The sequence below is a fragment of the Bacillus sp. LQ01 genome, assembly GCF_057624735.1.
Genome location: NZ_JBYEZL010000003.1, coordinates 444237 through 461244, shown reverse-complemented (window position 1 = coordinate 461244; position 17008 = coordinate 444237). Strand labels below are relative to the sequence as shown.

17 protein-coding genes are annotated in these 17008 nt (G+C 37.1%); 12 read left to right on the top strand and 5 right to left on the bottom strand.

Annotation, left to right across the window (positions count from 1 at the left end):
- Positions 1–128 precede the first annotated feature (128 nt).
- Positions 129–821, bottom strand: coding sequence for an RsfA family transcriptional regulator (locus AC22L0_RS22935; RefSeq protein WP_000868358.1), 693 nt, complete (start codon positions 819–821; stop codon positions 129–131).
- 285 nt (positions 822–1106) lie between these two features.
- On the opposite strand from AC22L0_RS22935, the gene AC22L0_RS22930 reads away from it, so the two are divergent.
- The 6 genes from AC22L0_RS22930 to AC22L0_RS22905 all read left to right on the top strand — a co-directional run bounded on the left by AC22L0_RS22930 (position 1107) and on the right by AC22L0_RS22905 (position 7117).
- Positions 1107–1331, top strand: coding sequence for a YuzB family protein (locus AC22L0_RS22930; RefSeq protein WP_487272446.1), 225 nt, complete (start codon positions 1107–1109; stop codon positions 1329–1331).
- A gap of 311 nt (positions 1332–1642) precedes the next feature.
- Complete coding sequence (locus AC22L0_RS22925) at positions 1643–2698, top strand: FecCD family ABC transporter permease (protein WP_000388296.1); 1056 nt, start codon at positions 1643–1645, stop codon at positions 2696–2698.
- The gene (locus tag AC22L0_RS22920) at positions 2695–3711 is read left to right on the top strand and encodes a FecCD family ABC transporter permease (protein ID WP_001260757.1); all 1017 of its coding nucleotides are present in this window, start codon (positions 2695–2697) and stop codon (positions 3709–3711) included. The genes AC22L0_RS22925 and AC22L0_RS22920 overlap by 4 nt, the downstream gene beginning before the upstream one ends.
- Positions 3712–3726: 15 nt before the next feature.
- A complete protein-coding gene (locus AC22L0_RS22915; protein ID WP_000212068.1) occupies positions 3727–4539 on the top strand; it encodes an ABC transporter ATP-binding protein in 813 nt (270 codons plus the stop codon).
- A 189-nt stretch (positions 4540–4728) separates the two neighbouring features.
- Positions 4729–5667: an ABC transporter substrate-binding protein gene (locus tag AC22L0_RS22910; protein ID WP_000787733.1), complete on the top strand. Its 939-nt coding sequence runs from the start codon at positions 4729–4731 to the stop codon at positions 5665–5667.
- Positions 5668–5812: 145 nt separating this feature from the next.
- Positions 5813–7117, top strand: coding sequence for an HD domain-containing protein (locus tag AC22L0_RS22905; protein WP_000262731.1), 1305 nt, complete (start codon positions 5813–5815; stop codon positions 7115–7117).
- A 39-nt stretch (positions 7118–7156) separates the two neighbouring features.
- Here the strand turns inward: AC22L0_RS22905 and thmT are convergent, their stop codons facing one another.
- Positions 7157–7342, bottom strand: coding sequence for a 2-hydroxymuconate tautomerase (gene thmT / locus AC22L0_RS22900; RefSeq protein WP_001147171.1), 186 nt, complete (start codon positions 7340–7342; stop codon positions 7157–7159).
- A gap of 112 nt (positions 7343–7454) precedes the next feature.
- Between thmT and AC22L0_RS22895 the strand changes: the two genes are divergently transcribed.
- Together AC22L0_RS22895 and AC22L0_RS22890 are read left to right on the top strand one after the other, a co-directional pair.
- On the top strand, positions 7455–8129 hold the full coding sequence (locus AC22L0_RS22895) for a site-2 protease family protein (protein WP_000372455.1): 675 nt from the start codon (positions 7455–7457) through the stop codon (positions 8127–8129).
- Positions 8130–8154: 25 nt separating this feature from the next.
- Entirely contained in the window at positions 8155–8664 is a 510-nt protein-coding gene (locus AC22L0_RS22890; protein WP_000136678.1) for a YwhD family protein, read from the top strand.
- A 33-nt stretch (positions 8665–8697) separates the two neighbouring features.
- On the opposite strand, the gene AC22L0_RS22885 is transcribed toward AC22L0_RS22890, so the two are convergent.
- Both AC22L0_RS22885 and AC22L0_RS22880 read right to left on the bottom strand, forming a co-directional pair.
- Positions 8698–10749: a transglycosylase domain-containing protein gene (locus AC22L0_RS22885; protein ID WP_087967140.1), complete on the bottom strand. Its 2052-nt coding sequence runs from the start codon at positions 10747–10749 to the stop codon at positions 8698–8700.
- A gap of 101 nt (positions 10750–10850) precedes the next feature.
- Positions 10851–11576: a glycerophosphodiester phosphodiesterase gene (locus tag AC22L0_RS22880; RefSeq protein WP_000042788.1), complete on the bottom strand. Its 726-nt coding sequence runs from the start codon at positions 11574–11576 to the stop codon at positions 10851–10853.
- A 152-nt stretch (positions 11577–11728) separates the two neighbouring features.
- Between AC22L0_RS22880 and AC22L0_RS22875 the strand changes: the two genes are divergently transcribed.
- From AC22L0_RS22875 to speB, 4 genes are all read left to right on the top strand, one after another.
- Positions 11729–12136 carry a MerR family transcriptional regulator gene (locus AC22L0_RS22875; protein ID WP_000276578.1) on the top strand — a complete coding sequence of 136 codons (408 nt, stop codon included), beginning with the start codon at positions 11729–11731 and terminating at the stop codon, positions 12134–12136.
- Between the two features lie 5 nt (positions 12137–12141).
- Positions 12142–13305, top strand: a complete 1164-nt coding sequence (locus AC22L0_RS22870) for an MFS transporter (RefSeq protein ID WP_000444233.1) — start codon at positions 12142–12144, stop codon at positions 13303–13305.
- A gap of 186 nt (positions 13306–13491) precedes the next feature.
- Positions 13492–14319 carry a polyamine aminopropyltransferase gene (gene speE, locus AC22L0_RS22865; RefSeq protein ID WP_000424696.1) on the top strand — a complete coding sequence of 276 codons (828 nt, stop codon included), beginning with the start codon at positions 13492–13494 and terminating at the stop codon, positions 14317–14319.
- Between the two features lie 217 nt (positions 14320–14536).
- Positions 14537–15409 (top strand): agmatinase, encoded by an 873-nt coding sequence (speB, locus tag AC22L0_RS22860; protein ID WP_001209831.1) that lies wholly within the window; start codon positions 14537–14539, stop codon positions 15407–15409.
- 445 nt (positions 15410–15854) lie between these two features.
- Here speB and AC22L0_RS22855 read toward each other — a convergent pair whose 3' ends face one another.
- Complete coding sequence (locus AC22L0_RS22855; protein WP_487272445.1) at positions 15855–16892, bottom strand: PTS sugar transporter subunit IIC; 1038 nt, start codon at positions 16890–16892, stop codon at positions 15855–15857.
- Positions 16893–17008 lie beyond the last annotated feature (116 nt).

Below are 17008 nucleotides of genomic sequence, written 5' to 3'. Positions count from 1 at the left end.
ATAACTAACCCCTTATCTTTAAAATGACAATCTCTATTATAGCAAAAAATGAAGAATGGAGTTTTCTCACATATAAAGGGGGAGCTTAGAGGTGAAATAATAAAAAGGATGCATTACATGCATCCTTTTTATTCTGCAATTTTTTCTAAATTACCGTTTCGGTCCATTCGGAAAGATGTTTGAGAACGTTCTTCGTCATCCATGACTGCCAATTTACGAGCTCGGTTCATAATGTTCATAAGTGTTTCGTAATCTTCTTGTACAGTATGAGATTGCTTTTCTAATTTTTCTAGTTTCTTTTCTAGTTCCTCATTCCGAAGGATTTGTGCTTTAATTTCTTGTTTCAATCTCGTATTCTCGTTTTCAAGAGCTGTCACTTTTATATTTGAAGATCCGACTGTTTGTAAAAAATAAATAACATCTTGCATTGTCATAGAGCTTCTTGCAGCAGGAGCAGTAGATTCTTGATATGGAATAGCTTCTTTATATTGTACGATTGATTCTTCTTGTACTAATTCTTCATAATCAGTTATCGAATCTGAAGCTGGTGGTGTATAAAGTAAACGTTTTTTCGCTTGTTCACCGCTTGCAGCACGCATTTTATCTTTACGATGTTTTTTTGCTAGTTGAAGAGCTTGTTCATAGCTATAGCGAACAACAGCATTCCAGCGGAAACCACAAGCAGCAGATGTACGATTTAACTGATCCCCTACTTCCTCAAATGCATTTAATTGCGTACTTCCTTCTCTAACATGACGAAGTACCGTTTCAGCAAGTAATAAATCATCCTCATCTGTCCAAGCATCTTGTCTTACTTTCATAGATTCAACTCCCTTTCTTTTTATGAACTTCCTATTTTTATAATGGGCAAAAAAATAAACTTTTATACAAAGCTTTTAAAAATATGGTAGATTTCGATGAAAGGTAAAAATTTTCCCATGAATGGTGAGCGCTTCTGTAGGAGAGCATATAAAATATGTAGCATTATGTAGAGAATAGGCTTTGTAGGGAAACTTGCAACGAGCTTCAAAGAGCGGTAAAATACCATTTAGTGTTTATTTTTAAACGTACTTGAGAAAAGTTTAAAATAGAGGAAGTGTTATATAATGGGAAACGAGTTTCGCGTGTGCGATGACTGTCAGGCAACGAACGTTAAAACGTTAGTTCCGAAGTTAAAAAAAGTAGATTCATGTGCAACGATTGAAGTTGGATGTCAGTCTTACTGTGGTCCTGGTCATAAAAAATCATTCGCATTTGTAAATAACCGTCCAGTTGCGGCTCCAACAGAAGATGAGTTAATCGCAAAAATTGAAGCAAAGTTAAATAAGTAAGAAAAAGAAGAGTGAAAAGATTACTCTTCTTTTTTATGCCCATAAGAGGAATAATTTATTCTGCGAAAGTACTCTTGTATGGACGAACGTTTTCTAAAGGATAGACACAACTTTTGTATTAAAATTCCAATTTGTATAAATTTATATTTCAAAATAATGGTTGACAGTCTTTTAAAGCGATAGGTAGAATAGAAGTGTCTGATTCTGAGAATCATTATCAGGAAAATAACAATTCACCTAATTTTTTTATTACTATTTGAGAATAAATTTCATTTCAATAAATATATGTTGTTAGTTAGGATGGTTGAGGGATGGAAGCGAGCGCAAGCAGTATAGAACAGCAAGAAGAGAATGTTAAAGAGATTAAGAGCAGACCGCTTATCGCTTCTATTATTTTAGTAGCGGGTACAGTTTTGTTAGCTTTAAGCATGGCAGTTTCTATTTCTTTTGGGGCTGCAGATATTAGTTTAAAGACTGTATGGCAAGCTGTATTTCAGTTTGATGGATCTATTACACATCATAATGTAATTCAAGAGCTTCGCATGCCTAGAGCAATAGGGGGCGTAGTTGCAGGTGCCTTTTTAGCGGTATCAGGAGCAATTATGCAAGGTATGACGCGAAATCCACTTGCTTCGCCATCGTTAATGGGGATTACAGATGGGGCTGTATTTGGAATTGCAATTATGTATGCATTTTTTCCTAATTCACCTTATTTAATGTTTGTTATCGCATCTTTTATTGGAGCTGCGTTTGGTGCAAGCATTGTATATGGAATTGGGTCTTCTTCACCAGGTGGATTAACACCTGTGAAATTAGCTTTAGCAGGTGCAGCTATTAGTGCTTTATTAGGGGCGATTTCATCTGGAATCGCATTGTATTTCAATCTTGCCCAAGAGGTAAGCATGTGGAATGCAGGCGGAGTTGCTGGAGTGAAATGGCAAAGTATTAATATGTTAGTGCCAATTGGCCTTGTTTGTCTTTTTATCGCAATTATGATGTCGAGATATATTACAATTTTGAGCTTCGGTGAAGAAATTGCAATTGGACTTGGTCAAAATACGACATTAATTAAATTTATCGGAACAGTACTTGTTCTTGTTTTAACGGGTTCCGCAGTTTCCATGGCAGGATCAGTTGGATTTGTTGGTCTTGTAATTCCGCATATGACTCGTTTTCTTGTAGGCTCGGACTATAGATGGGTTATTCCATGTTCTGCGGTCTTAGGCGGGCTGTTAATTGAATGTGCAGATATGTTATCTCGCGTTATTAACCCGCCATTTGAAACGCCAATTGGAGCAATTACAGCGCTAATTGGGGTTCCATTCTTCCTCTACTTAGCACGTAATGAAGGGAGAGGAAAGATGTGAGGACGAGTGTCTTAACAAAAAAGAACATTTCTATATTAACGATTTTAGTAGGACTAATCGTTTCTATATTTCTTATTAGTTTAAATACAGGAACTTTTAAAATCCCGCCAATGGACGTATTAAAGTCATTGGTTGGACTAGGGGCTGAAGATCAGTCTGTTATTTTATTTGAATTCCGTATGCCGCGTATGGTAATTGCTATACTAGTCGGATCTGCTTTAGCTATGTCAGGTGCGATTTTGCAAGGTTTATCACGAAATCCGCTTGCTGATCCAGGTATTATAGGTATTAATGCTGGAGCGGGATTAACAGTTGTTATATTCGTCTACTTCTTCTTCGGGAAAGTAGGGACTGGTACATTTTTATCTGTATTCATTCTTCCATTCTTCGCACTAGTTGGAGCGATATTAGCAGCGGTAATTATTTATTTACTAGCATGGAAAGACGGCGTTTCATCGACTCGATTAATACTTGTCGGTATTGCCGTTGCAGCTGGATTTGGAGCTGTTAGTTTAATTTTCTCTATGAAGATGACATCTAACGATTTTCGTTTTGCTACGATTTGGCTGGCGGGAAGTCTATGGGGTACAGATTGGAAATTCGTATTAAGTGTACTTCCATGGATGGTTATTTTCTTACCGCTTGCTATAAGTAAAGCACACATATTAAATGTAATGAACCTAGGCGATTCTACAGCAGTTGGCCTTGGTGTAAACGTAGAAAAAGAAAGACGTAAATTATTATTTATTGCAGTTTGTTTAGCAGGTGCATCTGTTGCTGTTGCGGGCGGAATTGGCTTTATCGGTTTAATGGCCCCGCATTTAGCAAGGCGCCTTGTTGGTGGTAAACATCAAATTATGTTGCCCACCGCTGCGCTAATAGGAACGTTTTTACTTTTATTCGCAGACGTAATTTCAAGAAGTGTATTAACAACTTCAGAAATACCAGTCGGTCTTGTTATTTCTGTAATTGGTGCACCATATTTCATTTATTTACTTATGAGGACAAAATAAAGGGAGGCTTTTCGTATGGCAACTTTAGCGGTGGATGCGGTATCTGTTGGCTATAATGAAGGTTTAATTATTGACGGGTTAACAGTTGAAATTCCGGAAGGGAAAATTACAACAATTATTGGACCAAATGGTTGTGGGAAGTCCACATTATTAAAAACGGCGTCTCGTATTTTGAAGGCAAAGCAAGGTACTGTTTATCTCGACGGAAAAGCAATTGAGAAACAGCCAACGAAAGAAATTGCAAAGAAAATGGCGATTTTACCACAAACTGCAGAAGTGCCAACGGGTCTTACTGTATTTGAGCTTGTGTCATATGGAAGATTCCCTCATCAAAAAGGGTTTGGCACGTTGAAAGAAGAGGATTATCGCTACATTAACTGGGCACTTGAAGTGACAGGAATGAAAGAATTTGCGAATCGTCCAGCAGAAGCGCTATCAGGTGGCCAACGTCAACGTGTTTGGATCGCAATGGCTCTTGCACAAGGAACAGAATTACTTGTATTGGATGAACCAACAACGTACTTAGATATGGCTCATCAATTAGAAGTATTAAACTTATTGAAAAAGTTAAATGAAGAAGAAGGTAGAACGATTGTTATGGTTATCCATGACTTAAACCACGCTTCTCGTTTCTCTGATCATATGATTGCATTAAAAGCAGGTAAGTTAATGAAACAAGGAACGCCAGATGAAGTTATGACAAGTGAAACACTTCGTAACGTATTTGAGATTGAAGCTCAAATCGTTCCATGTCCAGTAAACTGTAAGCCAATTTGTTTAACATATGATTTAGCGATGATTAGTAATCAATTGCGTAAAAAAGCATAAGTAGAACCCCCTCGTAAAGAGGGGGGCTTCTAATGGACGTTGAGCTTCTTATATATGAATGGGAAGTTGAACGCCCGTTAGAATGGGTTATTAACAACAGTTAATAAATATATATTAATTAATTGTTATCTTTGTTTCTTATAGTTCATTGTAACTTATAAGATAAATACAGCTAGAAGGAGTGGGAACATGAAGAATTTTAAAATGGCACTATTAGCAATGGTACTAGTTGTGACTTCTGTACTATTTGCAGCTTGTTCTAACAAAGAAGAAGAAAAGAAAACAGATGCAAAGACTGAAGAGCGCACTGTAAAACATGCAAAAGGGGAAATTAAAATTCCTGCAAACCCAAAGAAAATTGCTGACCTTAGTGGTTCAACAGAAGAATTATTAATTTTCGGTATGAAACCGGTTATTACTGCTAATACATCTCAAGAAAAAATTGATGCACATATTGAAAAGAAACTAAAAGACGTTAAACCAGTTGGTTCTGCTTGGGGCGATAAAATTAACATTGAAGCAGTAGCTGCTGCAAAACCAGATTTAATTCTTGTAAATAATCGTCAAGAAAAGATTTATGATCAATTATCTAAAATTGCACCAACAGTTATGTTAAACACTCCATTAGATCAATGGCGTCCAAAATTCGAAGAAGTAGGTCAAATCTTCGGTAAAGAAAAAGAAACAAAAGAATGGTTCAAAAAGTATGATGAAAAAGCAAGCAAATTACATGACAAAATCGTCGCTAAAACTGGTGAAGCAACATTTATGAAAATGGCTGCATATCCAAATGCTTTCCGCGTATATGGTGATTACGGTTACGGTAGCGTAATCTTTAATGATTTAAAACTACCAGCAGTTAAAGGTACACCAACTGATAAACCGTTAGTACAAGTACAAAAAGAAGCTTTAATCGATTACAACCCAGATTACTTATTCGTATTTACAACTGGTGACGGTTCTCAGCGCTTAAAAGAATTCCAAGAAGAATCAATTTGGAAAAACATGAACGCTGTTAAAAATAACCACGTATTTACAATTAAAAATGAAGACTTAAACAAAGGTTACTTCCCACTAGGGAAAGATATGATCTTAGACGAAGTTGCTGAATTCGTTTTAGGTAAATAATGTATAAAGGAAATCACTTTTACTTCGGTAAAGGTGATTTTTTCTTTTTATAAAGGAAATTAATACAGTCTTTCATTTCTTTCTGTTTCTCATTTCGTTTATAATATAAAGTAAGAATGTAGTAAAGAAAGGGGGATGTCGGAAAGTGGTATATTTAAACGACAAACTCAGCGAAACAAAAGTGTTTAAAGACCCAGTACATAAATATGTGCACGTGCGTGATCGTGTTATTTGGGATTTAATCGGAACGAAAGAATTTCAACGCTTGCGCCGTATTAAGCAGCTTGGAACGACATTTTTTACATTTCACGGTGCAGAGCATAGTCGCTTTACTCATTCGTTAGGTGTATACGAAATTATTCGTCGTATGATTGATGATGTGTTTGATGGCAGACCAAATTGGAATGCTGAAGATAGATTGTTATGTTTATGTGCGGCATTACTTCATGATGTCGGTCACGGCCCATTTTCTCACTCGTTTGAAAAAGTATTTTCATTAGATCATGAGAAATTTACGCAAAAGATTATCGTAGGCGATACGGAGATTAATGATGTATTAAGTCGTGTTGATAAGGAGTTTCCACAAAAGGTAGCAGATGTAATTGCAAAAACATCTACTAATAAATTAGCGATTAGTATGATTTCGAGCCAAATTGATGCGGATCGTATGGATTATTTATTAAGAGATGCTTATTTTACAGGCGTAAAGTACGGAAACTTCGATATGGAACGTATACTGCGTGTAATGCGTCCGTATGGGAATCAAGTAGTCATTAAAAATAGTGGTATGCATGCTGTTGAGCATTACATTATGAGTCGTTATCAAATGTATTGGCAAGTATATTTCCACCCGGTAACGCGAAGTGCAGAAGTTATTTTAACGAAGATTTTACACCGTGCGAAATCACTGCACGAGAAGTATTATACATTTAAAAATCATCCTGTTCATTTCTATTCTTTATTTGAAGAAGAAGTAACAGTAGAGGATTATTTAAAGTTAGACGAGAACGTTATGTATTACTACTTCCAAGTATGGCAGGAAGAAGAAGATTCAATTTTAAGCGATTTATGCCGCCGTTTTATGAATCGAAATCTATTTAAATATGTAGAGTTTACAGATAAACACGGTTTAGATAATTGGATGGAATTAAGTAGTTTATTTAAAAAGATTGGACTTGATCCGGAGTATTATTTAGTAGTTGATTCAACATCAGACTTACCGTATGACTTTTATCGTGCAGGAGAAGAAGAAGAGCGTCTACCAATCCTACTTCTTATGCCAAACGGAGAGCTTAGAGAGCTTTCACGTGAGTCGGATATTGTTGAGGCGATTACAGGTAAGAAAAGAACGGATCAAAAGCTATTCTATCCACATGATTTAATCTATGAAGATGGAAGAAAAGGAAAATATAAAGAGAGAATTATTGAGTTGTTAGAAGGAAAGAAATAAGAAGCAGCTAATGGCTGCTTCTTATGAAAAAACTTGAAATTATTTGTCACTTAAGCGTTTTCCGCCAACTGCATAATGGTTTTTAGACATTTCTTCGATGAAAACAACGATGTTTTCTTCAGGAGCACCAGTTGTTTCGCTTACTGCTGCTGTTACTTTCTCAGCAAGAGCTTTCTTTTGTTCTTCTGTGCGTCCTTCTAGCATTTTCACTGTTACGTATGGCATGTACAATCGCTCCTTTTATGTAAGTTACACTCTTATTATAGCGGATTATGGGGAAGAACAATCGAAAAAACAAATAATTTCTTTTTTTGACATATGGAAGAGGAGATGAAGCATGGATCAGTTATTTAGATACCCGTTGCACCAAATTCCCTTGGTAGCAATGGCCATTATTATCGCATTATCAGTTCATGAATTTGCACATGCATATGTAGCATATAAATTTGGAGACGATACAGCAAAGAGACAAGGCCGTTTAACGTTATCACCGATGGCACACTTAGATCCTATAGGTTTGATTGCAGTATTAATTCTTGGATTCGGTTGGGCAAGACCGGTTCCTGTTAACCCATATAACTTTAAAAGACCGCGTCTTGCAGGTATATTAGTTTCAATTGCAGGGCCGATTAGTAACTTAATTTTAAGCGCAATTGGTTTAATTATTTGGTATAGCTTAGTAAAATTTGGTGTATTATACTCAATTCCATCTGCAGTAGCAGATACGTTAGCTCAATTTTTCCAGATTTTTATTATGCTGAATATCGTTTTACTTGTATTTAACTTATTACCGATCCCGCCACTTGATGGGTATCGAGTTGTGGAAGATTTAGCGCCAGCAAATATTCGCGCGAAAATGACACAGTATGAAAAATACGGGGCAATTGCGTTATTAATTCTCGTTATTACACCGCTTAGTAATTACACAATTCAACCTATTTTCCAGGTAGTTATTCCGCATGTATTTGTATTTTTAGATAGCATCATTGCGCCTATTTTTGGCCTTTTATAATTTTTAAGTGAGGAGGATTTTACATATGACAGAGAAAAAGAAAAAAATCGGTTTTAATATCGTGAAAAATGATTCAACAGATGGACATGGTGGATTTGGTGTTGGGGCATTAAGCTTAGAAAACATTTCACCTGTATTTGTTGATGTACTAGAGAAAACTGCATTCGTTGATATTGGTGCGATGCACGCGCGTAGTACAGTAGAAAAAGGTATTAAGTTTTTAACAAATAAAGATGAAGTTCCAAACGGAAAACCATTTTGGCTTGTTTGGGTAACGATTGAAAGAACTGCGACAGGTGCGTATTATGCAGGTGTAACAGCTTGTGAAATGACAGTAGACCGTGAAATTCGCCGCGGATATAAATCACTTCCAGAGCACGTAAATAAAATGGATAAATCATTGAAGCGTCACATTATGGTTGACCATATGGATGAATCATCTAAAAAGGTACTTGGTACGTTCTTGAAAGAACATAATGAAGCGATTTGGAACGAATCTAGTGAAGAATTGCGCCGTGCATTATTAAGTGAATAAAAAATAGCTGACGGATGCCCGTCAGCTATTTTTTTACCAAGGAAGATATTTTTTCCACCAACTTGTTTTTTTCTTTTCTTCAGTCGTTTTTTCAAATTCTTCTTTATCATCGACGTGATCCATACAATATTCAGTCGGTTCGGTACCTTTAGCGAAATACATTTTCACAGAAATAGGACAATTTTTTGTAGCAATTTTACCGTTCTCTGGATTGATATTAACCGCTACGACGTCACTTGGTTGTTTAAATTCTTTTTTAGGCTGTCCATCTAAGCCCTTCTCCATCGTATCAGTCCATATTTTCTTCGCATACCCTTGTTCTGCTACGTTTGAAATAGATTTAGGTTGATCATATCCGACCCATACACCTGTTACGATTTGCGGAGTAAATCCGATCATCCAACTATCCGTTTCAGTAGAACCGGATTTTCCTGCATATGTTCTTGATAATTTTGATAACATCGATTGGCCAGTTACAGCAGCATAACTGCTTAGTTTCTTATTAAACATACCTGTCATCATTTCTTCCATTACAAACGCTTTGCTCTTGTCGAGAACTTGTTTACTCTCTAAATGAGCATCGTATAATATATTTCCTTCATGATCCATAATGCGGCGAATGAAAGTAGGTTTTACTTCTTTTCCACCGTTTGCGAACATGCTATAAGCGTTAACCATTTCAATTGGTTTTACTGGTGACGTACCGAGAGCTAGAGAAGGCACATCTTTTAATGCACTTTTAATTCCAAATTGTTTCGCTGTTTTTGCAAGCGCGTCATCTCCTAAAAACAAATTCGTTTTCACAGCATATATGTTATCAGAGACTGCGAGAGCTTGTGCCATCGTTACGAAATCATCTGCATAATAATCTTTATAGTTCTTCGGTTTATACTTTGAAACTCCGTCACCTAAGGTGAATACAGTATATTCGCTTTTTAAGCGCGTAGCAGGCGTGAATCCTCGTTCTAATGCCGCATAATATAGAAATGGCTTAAATGTAGAACCAGGCTGACGAACGGCTTGTGTAGCCCTGTTAAATTGACTCATATTATAATCAGTCCCACCAACAAGAGCAGCCACTTCACCTGTCGTTGGATTCATAGAGACGAGAGCAGTTTGTATGTTTGTTGTATCAGGTATATGATCTTTTACAGCTTGTTCTGCTACAGCTTGTAGTTTAGGGTCTAGCGTTGTATAAATTCGCAAGCCACCCCGTTGTAAAGCTTGTTCGTCTAATCCAACATCACGAAGGAGCGAAGCTTGTACAGCATCTTGGAAATATGGTGCGACCTCTGCTACTTTTTTCGTATCCAATGAGGCAAAAGTTAGTGGCTCTTTCTTCGCTAAGGCTGCTTGTTGCTTCGTAATATATCCTTGTTCTACCATTTCATCTAATATGAGAGCTTGTCGTCCTTTCGCACGATCCTCTTTCAAAAAGGGAGAATAGACACTTGGCCCTTTCGGGATACCTGCGAGCATACTAGCTTCTGCTAATGTTAACTCTTTTGCCGTTTTATCGAAATATAGACGGGACGCAGCTTCGATGCCATAAGCGCCATGTCCGTAATAAATTGTGTTTAAATATCCTTCTAAAATATGATTTTTATTATAGTTTACTTCAAGGCGGACAGTGTACATTGCCTCTAATAATTTACGTTTCCACGTTTTATCATGATCTAAATACAGATTACGCGCGTATTGTTGTGTAATTGTACTAGCTCCTTGTACTTTTGCCATCGCTTTTAAATCAGCAACAATTGCACCCGCAATCCGTTTCATATCGAAGCCGTGATGTTTATAAAATCTTTGATCTTCAATAGAAAGGGTCGCTTCTTTTACATAAGGTGAAATTTCATTAAGAGATACATTGTAACGTTTTTGCATTTCATTACTTTGTCCTATAACAGTGTCATCATTTGCGTAAAAGACGCTTGTTTGCGGGACCGCAACAGGAGGAGGTCCCATAATTTTTGCAACTATAATAATAATAATAAAAGAAAAAACGAAGAAAAGGACGCAAGAAAACATTGCGGTGAAGAAAAGACGTTTATATTTTTTAAGTTTTGGATTCATAGTTTGATCCATCTTTTTTCAGCCCCTCATTAATACAAGCGTTATTGTATTAGTATTGAGGGTTTTCGTTTATTTTAAACAATGAAATTTCGAAAATAAAAAAGCCCCTTCCATTAAGAAAGGAGCTCAAAGGCACGTGCTGGCCAATCGGTAATGATGACATCTACACCATAATCAATCATAGTTTGTAAATCTTTGTATTCATTAATTGTATATGGACGGAAAACATACCCTTGCTCTTGTGCTAACTGCACAAATTCTTTCGTTAATAACTGGAAGTTTGGATGTAATCCATTTGCTTCTCTATGTTTTGCTTCGGCAATTGGATCAGAAAGTGGTGTATCATATAAAATTGCTCTTGGGATTTCAGGAGCAATTTCTGCTAATAATGAAACAGAGTCATGGTTAAATGATGAAAATACAATTTGATTAGAAAGATGATATTCACGCACAAGTGCAACAGCTTTTTCCTCAATATTTGGGTAATGAATAACATCTGTCTTTAATTCAATATTTAGTTGTAAGTTCGTTGTGGAAAGCCAAATGAAAACCTCACGCAACGTTGGGATTTTTGCTTCATGGAAAGAAGGGTCTTTATAGCTACCAGCGTCCAATGATTGTAGTTCCTCTACCGTTTTTTCCGAAACAAGTCCAACGCCATTTGTTGTACGATCGACGGTTTCATCGTGAATTACGACAAGTTCACCATCTTTTGATAAGTGGACATCGAGTTCAATTCCGTGAGCGCCAATGCGTTCTGCTTCTTGGAAGGCAATCATCGTATTTTCGGGATGTGTTCCTTTTACTCCGCGGTGAGCGAAAATAAGTGGTTTACTCATGTGAAATTCTCCTTATTATCTCTTTTCTTTCATTATGAAACTGCTTTAGGGAAAATACAATTGAATATGACAAACATTTACAAAAGTCTAACAGTTGCACAAAAGTTAACGTTAACGTAAAATGTAATAATCAAGTGAAGGGAGGAATAAACATGTATAAAATTGATGAAGTAACAAAGCAAGTTGGTTTGACAAAACGTACACTTCGTTATTATGAGGAAATTGGTTTAATTCATCCCCCTGAACGTAGTGAGGGGAACATTCGCCTGTATACAGACGGGGATATCGCCAGAATTAAAAAAATTGTGGAAGCGAAAGAAGTGTTAGGAATTACGCTTCAAGAGATGCAGCATTTTTTATCGTTAAAAGAAAGAATGGAGCAAAGAAGAAATAGCGAAAACCCTCGTGATCGTGAAGTGATTCAAGAAATTAAAGATATGCTTGAAAAACAAGTGGAAACGCTAGACGAAAAAATGGAGCAAATGCAACGTGTAAAGGCAGAACTAGAAGATAGTTTACATCGTGCAGTAACATTTTTAGAGAACACAAAAGGAGAGTAATCAAAATGGAGAGCAAACAAAAACTAGGGAGATTGATTACAGTGGTGGCTACCTTTCTTGCCTTTTCGGGTATAGGGGTAGTTGACCCAATTTTGCCAATTATTGCTGAGAAAATTGGTGCAACGCATTGGCAAGTTGAAATGTTATTTACCGCTTATATTTTAACGATGGCAATCATGATGTTACCAGCTGGTATATTTGCATCGAGATTTGGTGATAAACGGATGATGACAATCGGTCTTGCGATTGTGACTGTATTTGCGTTTATATGCGGTATATCGCAAACGATTGCTCAATTATCTCTTTTCCGCGCTGGATGGGGATTAGGAAATGCGATGTTTTTTGCTACAGCAATGACGCTATTAATAGCATTAAGTAAAGAAGTTCATGAAGCAGTAGGATTATACGAAGCAGCTATCGGTTTAGGCATGGCTGGCGGACCATTATTGGGCGGGATATTAGGTGGTCATTCTTGGCGTTATCCGTTTTTCGCGACAAGTATTTTAATTTTCTTAGCATTTATTTTAGTATTCTTTTTTGTAAAAGAACCGGAGCGAAAAGTGAAGCGTAAGGCTGCTGGGGTAGGAGAATTACTTAACCTGGTGAAGTATAAACCGTTTATGCAAGGTGCGATTTCAGGAATGTTATACTACTACGGATTTTTCGTTGTGTTAGCATATTCACCACTTATTATGCATTTATCAGCTATTCAATTAGGCTTTGTATTTTGCGGATGGGGGCTCGCGTTAGCTTACGGTTCTGCAATTTTAGCACATAAGCTAGAAGGGAAATATGAACCAAAAACATTATTAAAGGGTAGTTTACTCGTATTTGCGATTTTCTTAATTGCACTATTCTTTGTGAAAATTATGTGGTTACAAATTACTCTTATCGTTTTATCAGGATTGGCATCTGGCTTAAACAATGCATTATATACAAGTTATGTAATGGATATTTCACCTTATGAAAGATCTGTTACGTCAGGTGTTTATAACTTTGTTCGTTGGTTAGGTGGTGCGATTGCTCCAATTTTATCAGGAATTATCGGTCATACTGTTTCACCACAAAGTCCGTTTTTAGTAGGTGGAATTGTTGTGTTAGTTGGTTGTATTATGATCCTAATTCCAATTCGTAAACCAGTAGAAATAGAGACAAAAGCCCTTTCTTAAGAAAGGGTTTTCTTTCCTTTTGCGGTGCAAACCCTTTCCGCACATATGTTAGAACCCTCTGACTAAAATATATTTTCGGTATTTTTGTACTTTTAACTATACATTTTGGATGTTTTGTTTTATTTTTGTTAGGGGACATTAATGATGTCCCTATTATAAATTTGCATTGAAAGGCGTGATTGTACGATGGAACTATGGTTCACTGAAAAACAAACAAAACATTTTGGGATTACGGCGCGTATTAACCGCACATTACATACGGAGCAAACAGAATTCCAAAAACTTGATATGGTCGAAACGGAAGAGTTCGGAAACATGCTTATTTTAGATGGCATGGTTATGACAACAGAAAAAGATGAGTTCGTTTATCACGAAATGGTAGCACACGTACCTTTATTTACACATCCAAACCCTGAAAACGTATTAGTTGTTGGTGGCGGTGATGGTGGTGTTATTCGTGAAGTGTTAAAACACCCAAGTGTAAAGAAAGCAACTCTTGTTGAAATCGATGGAAAAGTAATTGAGTACTCTAAACAATACTTACCATCAATTGCAGGCGCATTAGATAATGAGCGTGTAGAAGTAAAAGTAGGAGACGGTTTCCTACATATCGCAGAAAGCGAAAATGAATACGATGTAATTATGGTAGATTCTACTGAGCCAGTAGGACCAGCAGTAAACCTATTTACAAAAGGCTTCTACGCTGGAATTTCAAAAGCGTTAAAAGAAGATGGTATTTTCGTTGCACAAACGGACAACCCTTGGTTTACACCAGAACTAATTACAACTGTGTTTAAAGACGTAAAAGAGATCTTCCCAATTACTCGTTTATACACAGCAAACATTCCAACTTACCCAAGTGGTCTTTGGACGTTCACAATTGGATCTAAAAAACATGATCCATTAGAAGTAAGTGAAGAGCGTTTCCACGAAATCGAAACGAAATACTACACAAAAGAATTACACAATGCAGCATTCGCATTACCGAAATTTGTTGGGGATTTAATTAAGTAAGAGAATTGTATCAAACAAATAAAGTGTAAGTAGCTCATTTAAGGTGTTTGTCCAGAAGACTTGAACATGCTAGCTACTTACACTTCTGTAGAGAAAATCGTCTTCTTGTTGTTAAAAAGAAGACCCGGTAAATCGAGAAAGAGGAGCAATTCGCTCCAAATTTGAGAAATAGTGAAAGGTTGGGATACCTTAAGTTCCACATAAGGAGGAAAAGAATATGCGTTTTGATGAAGCTTATTCAGGTAAAGTATTTATTAAAAGTCATCCAAGTTTTGAAGAGTCAAAGGTAGTTATTTATGGGATGCCTATGGATTGGACAGTAAGTTACCGTCCGGGATCTCGTTTTGGCCCTGCACGTATTCGTGAAGTATCAATCGGTCTTGAAGAATATAGCCCGTATTTAGATCGTGAACTAGAAGAGGTAAAATATTTTGATGCGGGTGATATCCCATTACCATTCGGAAACGCACAACGTAGCTTAGACATGATTGAAGAGTATGTATCAAAACTTTTAGATGCCGATAAGTTTCCACTAGGTCTCGGCGGTGAGCACCTAGTGTCTTGGCCAATTTTTAAGGCAATGGCAAAAAAATATCCGGATTTAGCAATCATCCATATGGATGCTCATACTGATTTACGTGAATCGTATGAAGGGGAGCCTTTATCCCACTCTACACCAATTCGTAAAGTGTGTGATTTAATTGGTCCGGAAAACGTATATTCTTTCGGAATTCGTTCTGGAATGAAGGAAGAATTTGAATGGGCGAAAGAAGTAGGTATGAACTTATACAAATTTGACGTATTAGAACCGTTAAAAGAAGTATTACCGAAACTTGCTGGCCGCCCAGTCTATGTCACAATCGACATTGATGTATTAGACCCAGCTCACGCTCCAGGAACAGGAACATTAGAAGCTGGCGGTATCACATCTAAAGAATTATTAGATTCCATCGTAGCAATTGCAAATTCAAATATAAATGTAGTTGGAGCAGACTTAGTAGAAGTAGCTCCAGTCTACGACCATAGTGATCAAACACCAGTCGCAGCAAGCAAATTCGTGCGGGAAATGCTGCTCGGTTGGGTGAAATAAAAGTGAAGCCGACTGTTTAGACCCGGTGACTAAGGTTCTTTCCTGCAAAAGGTGCTTTTTACCTTTTGGCAGGGAAGGTTCTTAGACGCAAGGGTCTAGGAGGCGTAACTGGATAGTAATAAAAGCGGAGGCAGCTCGCTCAGAATCGCAGGTCATTGGAACGCTCGACCGAGAGTGTGAAATGGCTGGAGATTCTAGCCGCTGCAGCTAGATAAAATAAGAGCCCTCTATATGATTAGAGGGCTCTTATTTTGTCGTTATGTGTCGGTAAGTCGATATATTAAAAAAATCGCTGATATAATTCGAGTTGCGCCGATATATTAAAAAAATCGCCGATATAATTCGAGTTGCGCTGATATATTAAAAAAACCGCCGATATAATTTCATTTACGGTTACGCAACACAAAAAAAAGCTATTCTCAAACGATGGGAATAGCTCTTTTTCTTATGCAACCTTCTCTTCCGAAGTAACTCCGCGAATTTCATCAGCAGAGCGGATTGGATATTTACGGAACACAATAGATCCAATGTATCCGACAATAGTGGTAACGATTCCACATAGTACGGCAGCGATCGTTACTTTTATAACGTCATTAAATCCGAATAGGACAAGAAGACCTGGAATTGGTGATGCTGTTCCTGGTGCATTATTAACAAGCTGGAATAGCGATGTAATAATACCGGCAAGTGCACCGCCAACGAAATTTGTCATATAGATTGGAATTGGATTTGCTGAGACAACATCGGCTTGTGTTAAAGGTTCGATTGCTACAGCAATTGTATCTTTCTTTGAACAAATTTTTAATCGTTTAAAGAAAATAAAGTTCATCGGGGCTGAGGCCGCAACGGCAAGACTACCAATTGCCATAGGTAAACCTGTTAATCCAAGCATTGCAGTTAGTGCCATAGAACTTAGTGGAGAGGTAGAAATAACTGTTATTAATCCACCAAGCATAATACCCATAATGATAGGGCTTTCTGTAGTTGCAACTGAAATCATAGAACCGATTTTACCGAGTGTTGCGTTAACAAGCGGATCCATAAGCATTGCCATTCCGCGTGAGATTGGTGCAGCGATAAATAGGATTGCTAAAAATTCCACGCCAGCTGGTAATTTCTTTTCGAGAAATTTCACGACGAAAGCACAAACGTATCCAGCGAAAAATCCTGGTAAAATACCGAATCCACTAGTAGCGATACCAATTAAAACAGCGTATACGGGGGAAACACCGATTGCTAATGAGACTAAAATCGCTGCTGCGACACCGCTCATACTACCGGAAGCTTCTCCTACTGATTGTAAAAAGTCATTATGAAACATTTCTCCACCTATATAACGGTGAAATGCTTCAATAAGAAAACTTGCGATTGCTGCATTAGCTAAAGCACCCATCGCCTTCATTCCATAAGGCGCACGGTAACTAAAAAGTGTAAATAGACAAAGTACAACAAGTAATAGTGCTAAACCTTGCAAGATAGCCATTTGAAAACTGTCTCCTTTGATTTTTGTAATAAAAATTCGTATCATTCAATAATAATATAAAAGTGTATGAAACGGAAAAATTTTTTCTTGGGAACTTGCTGTAAGAAAAATCCCTT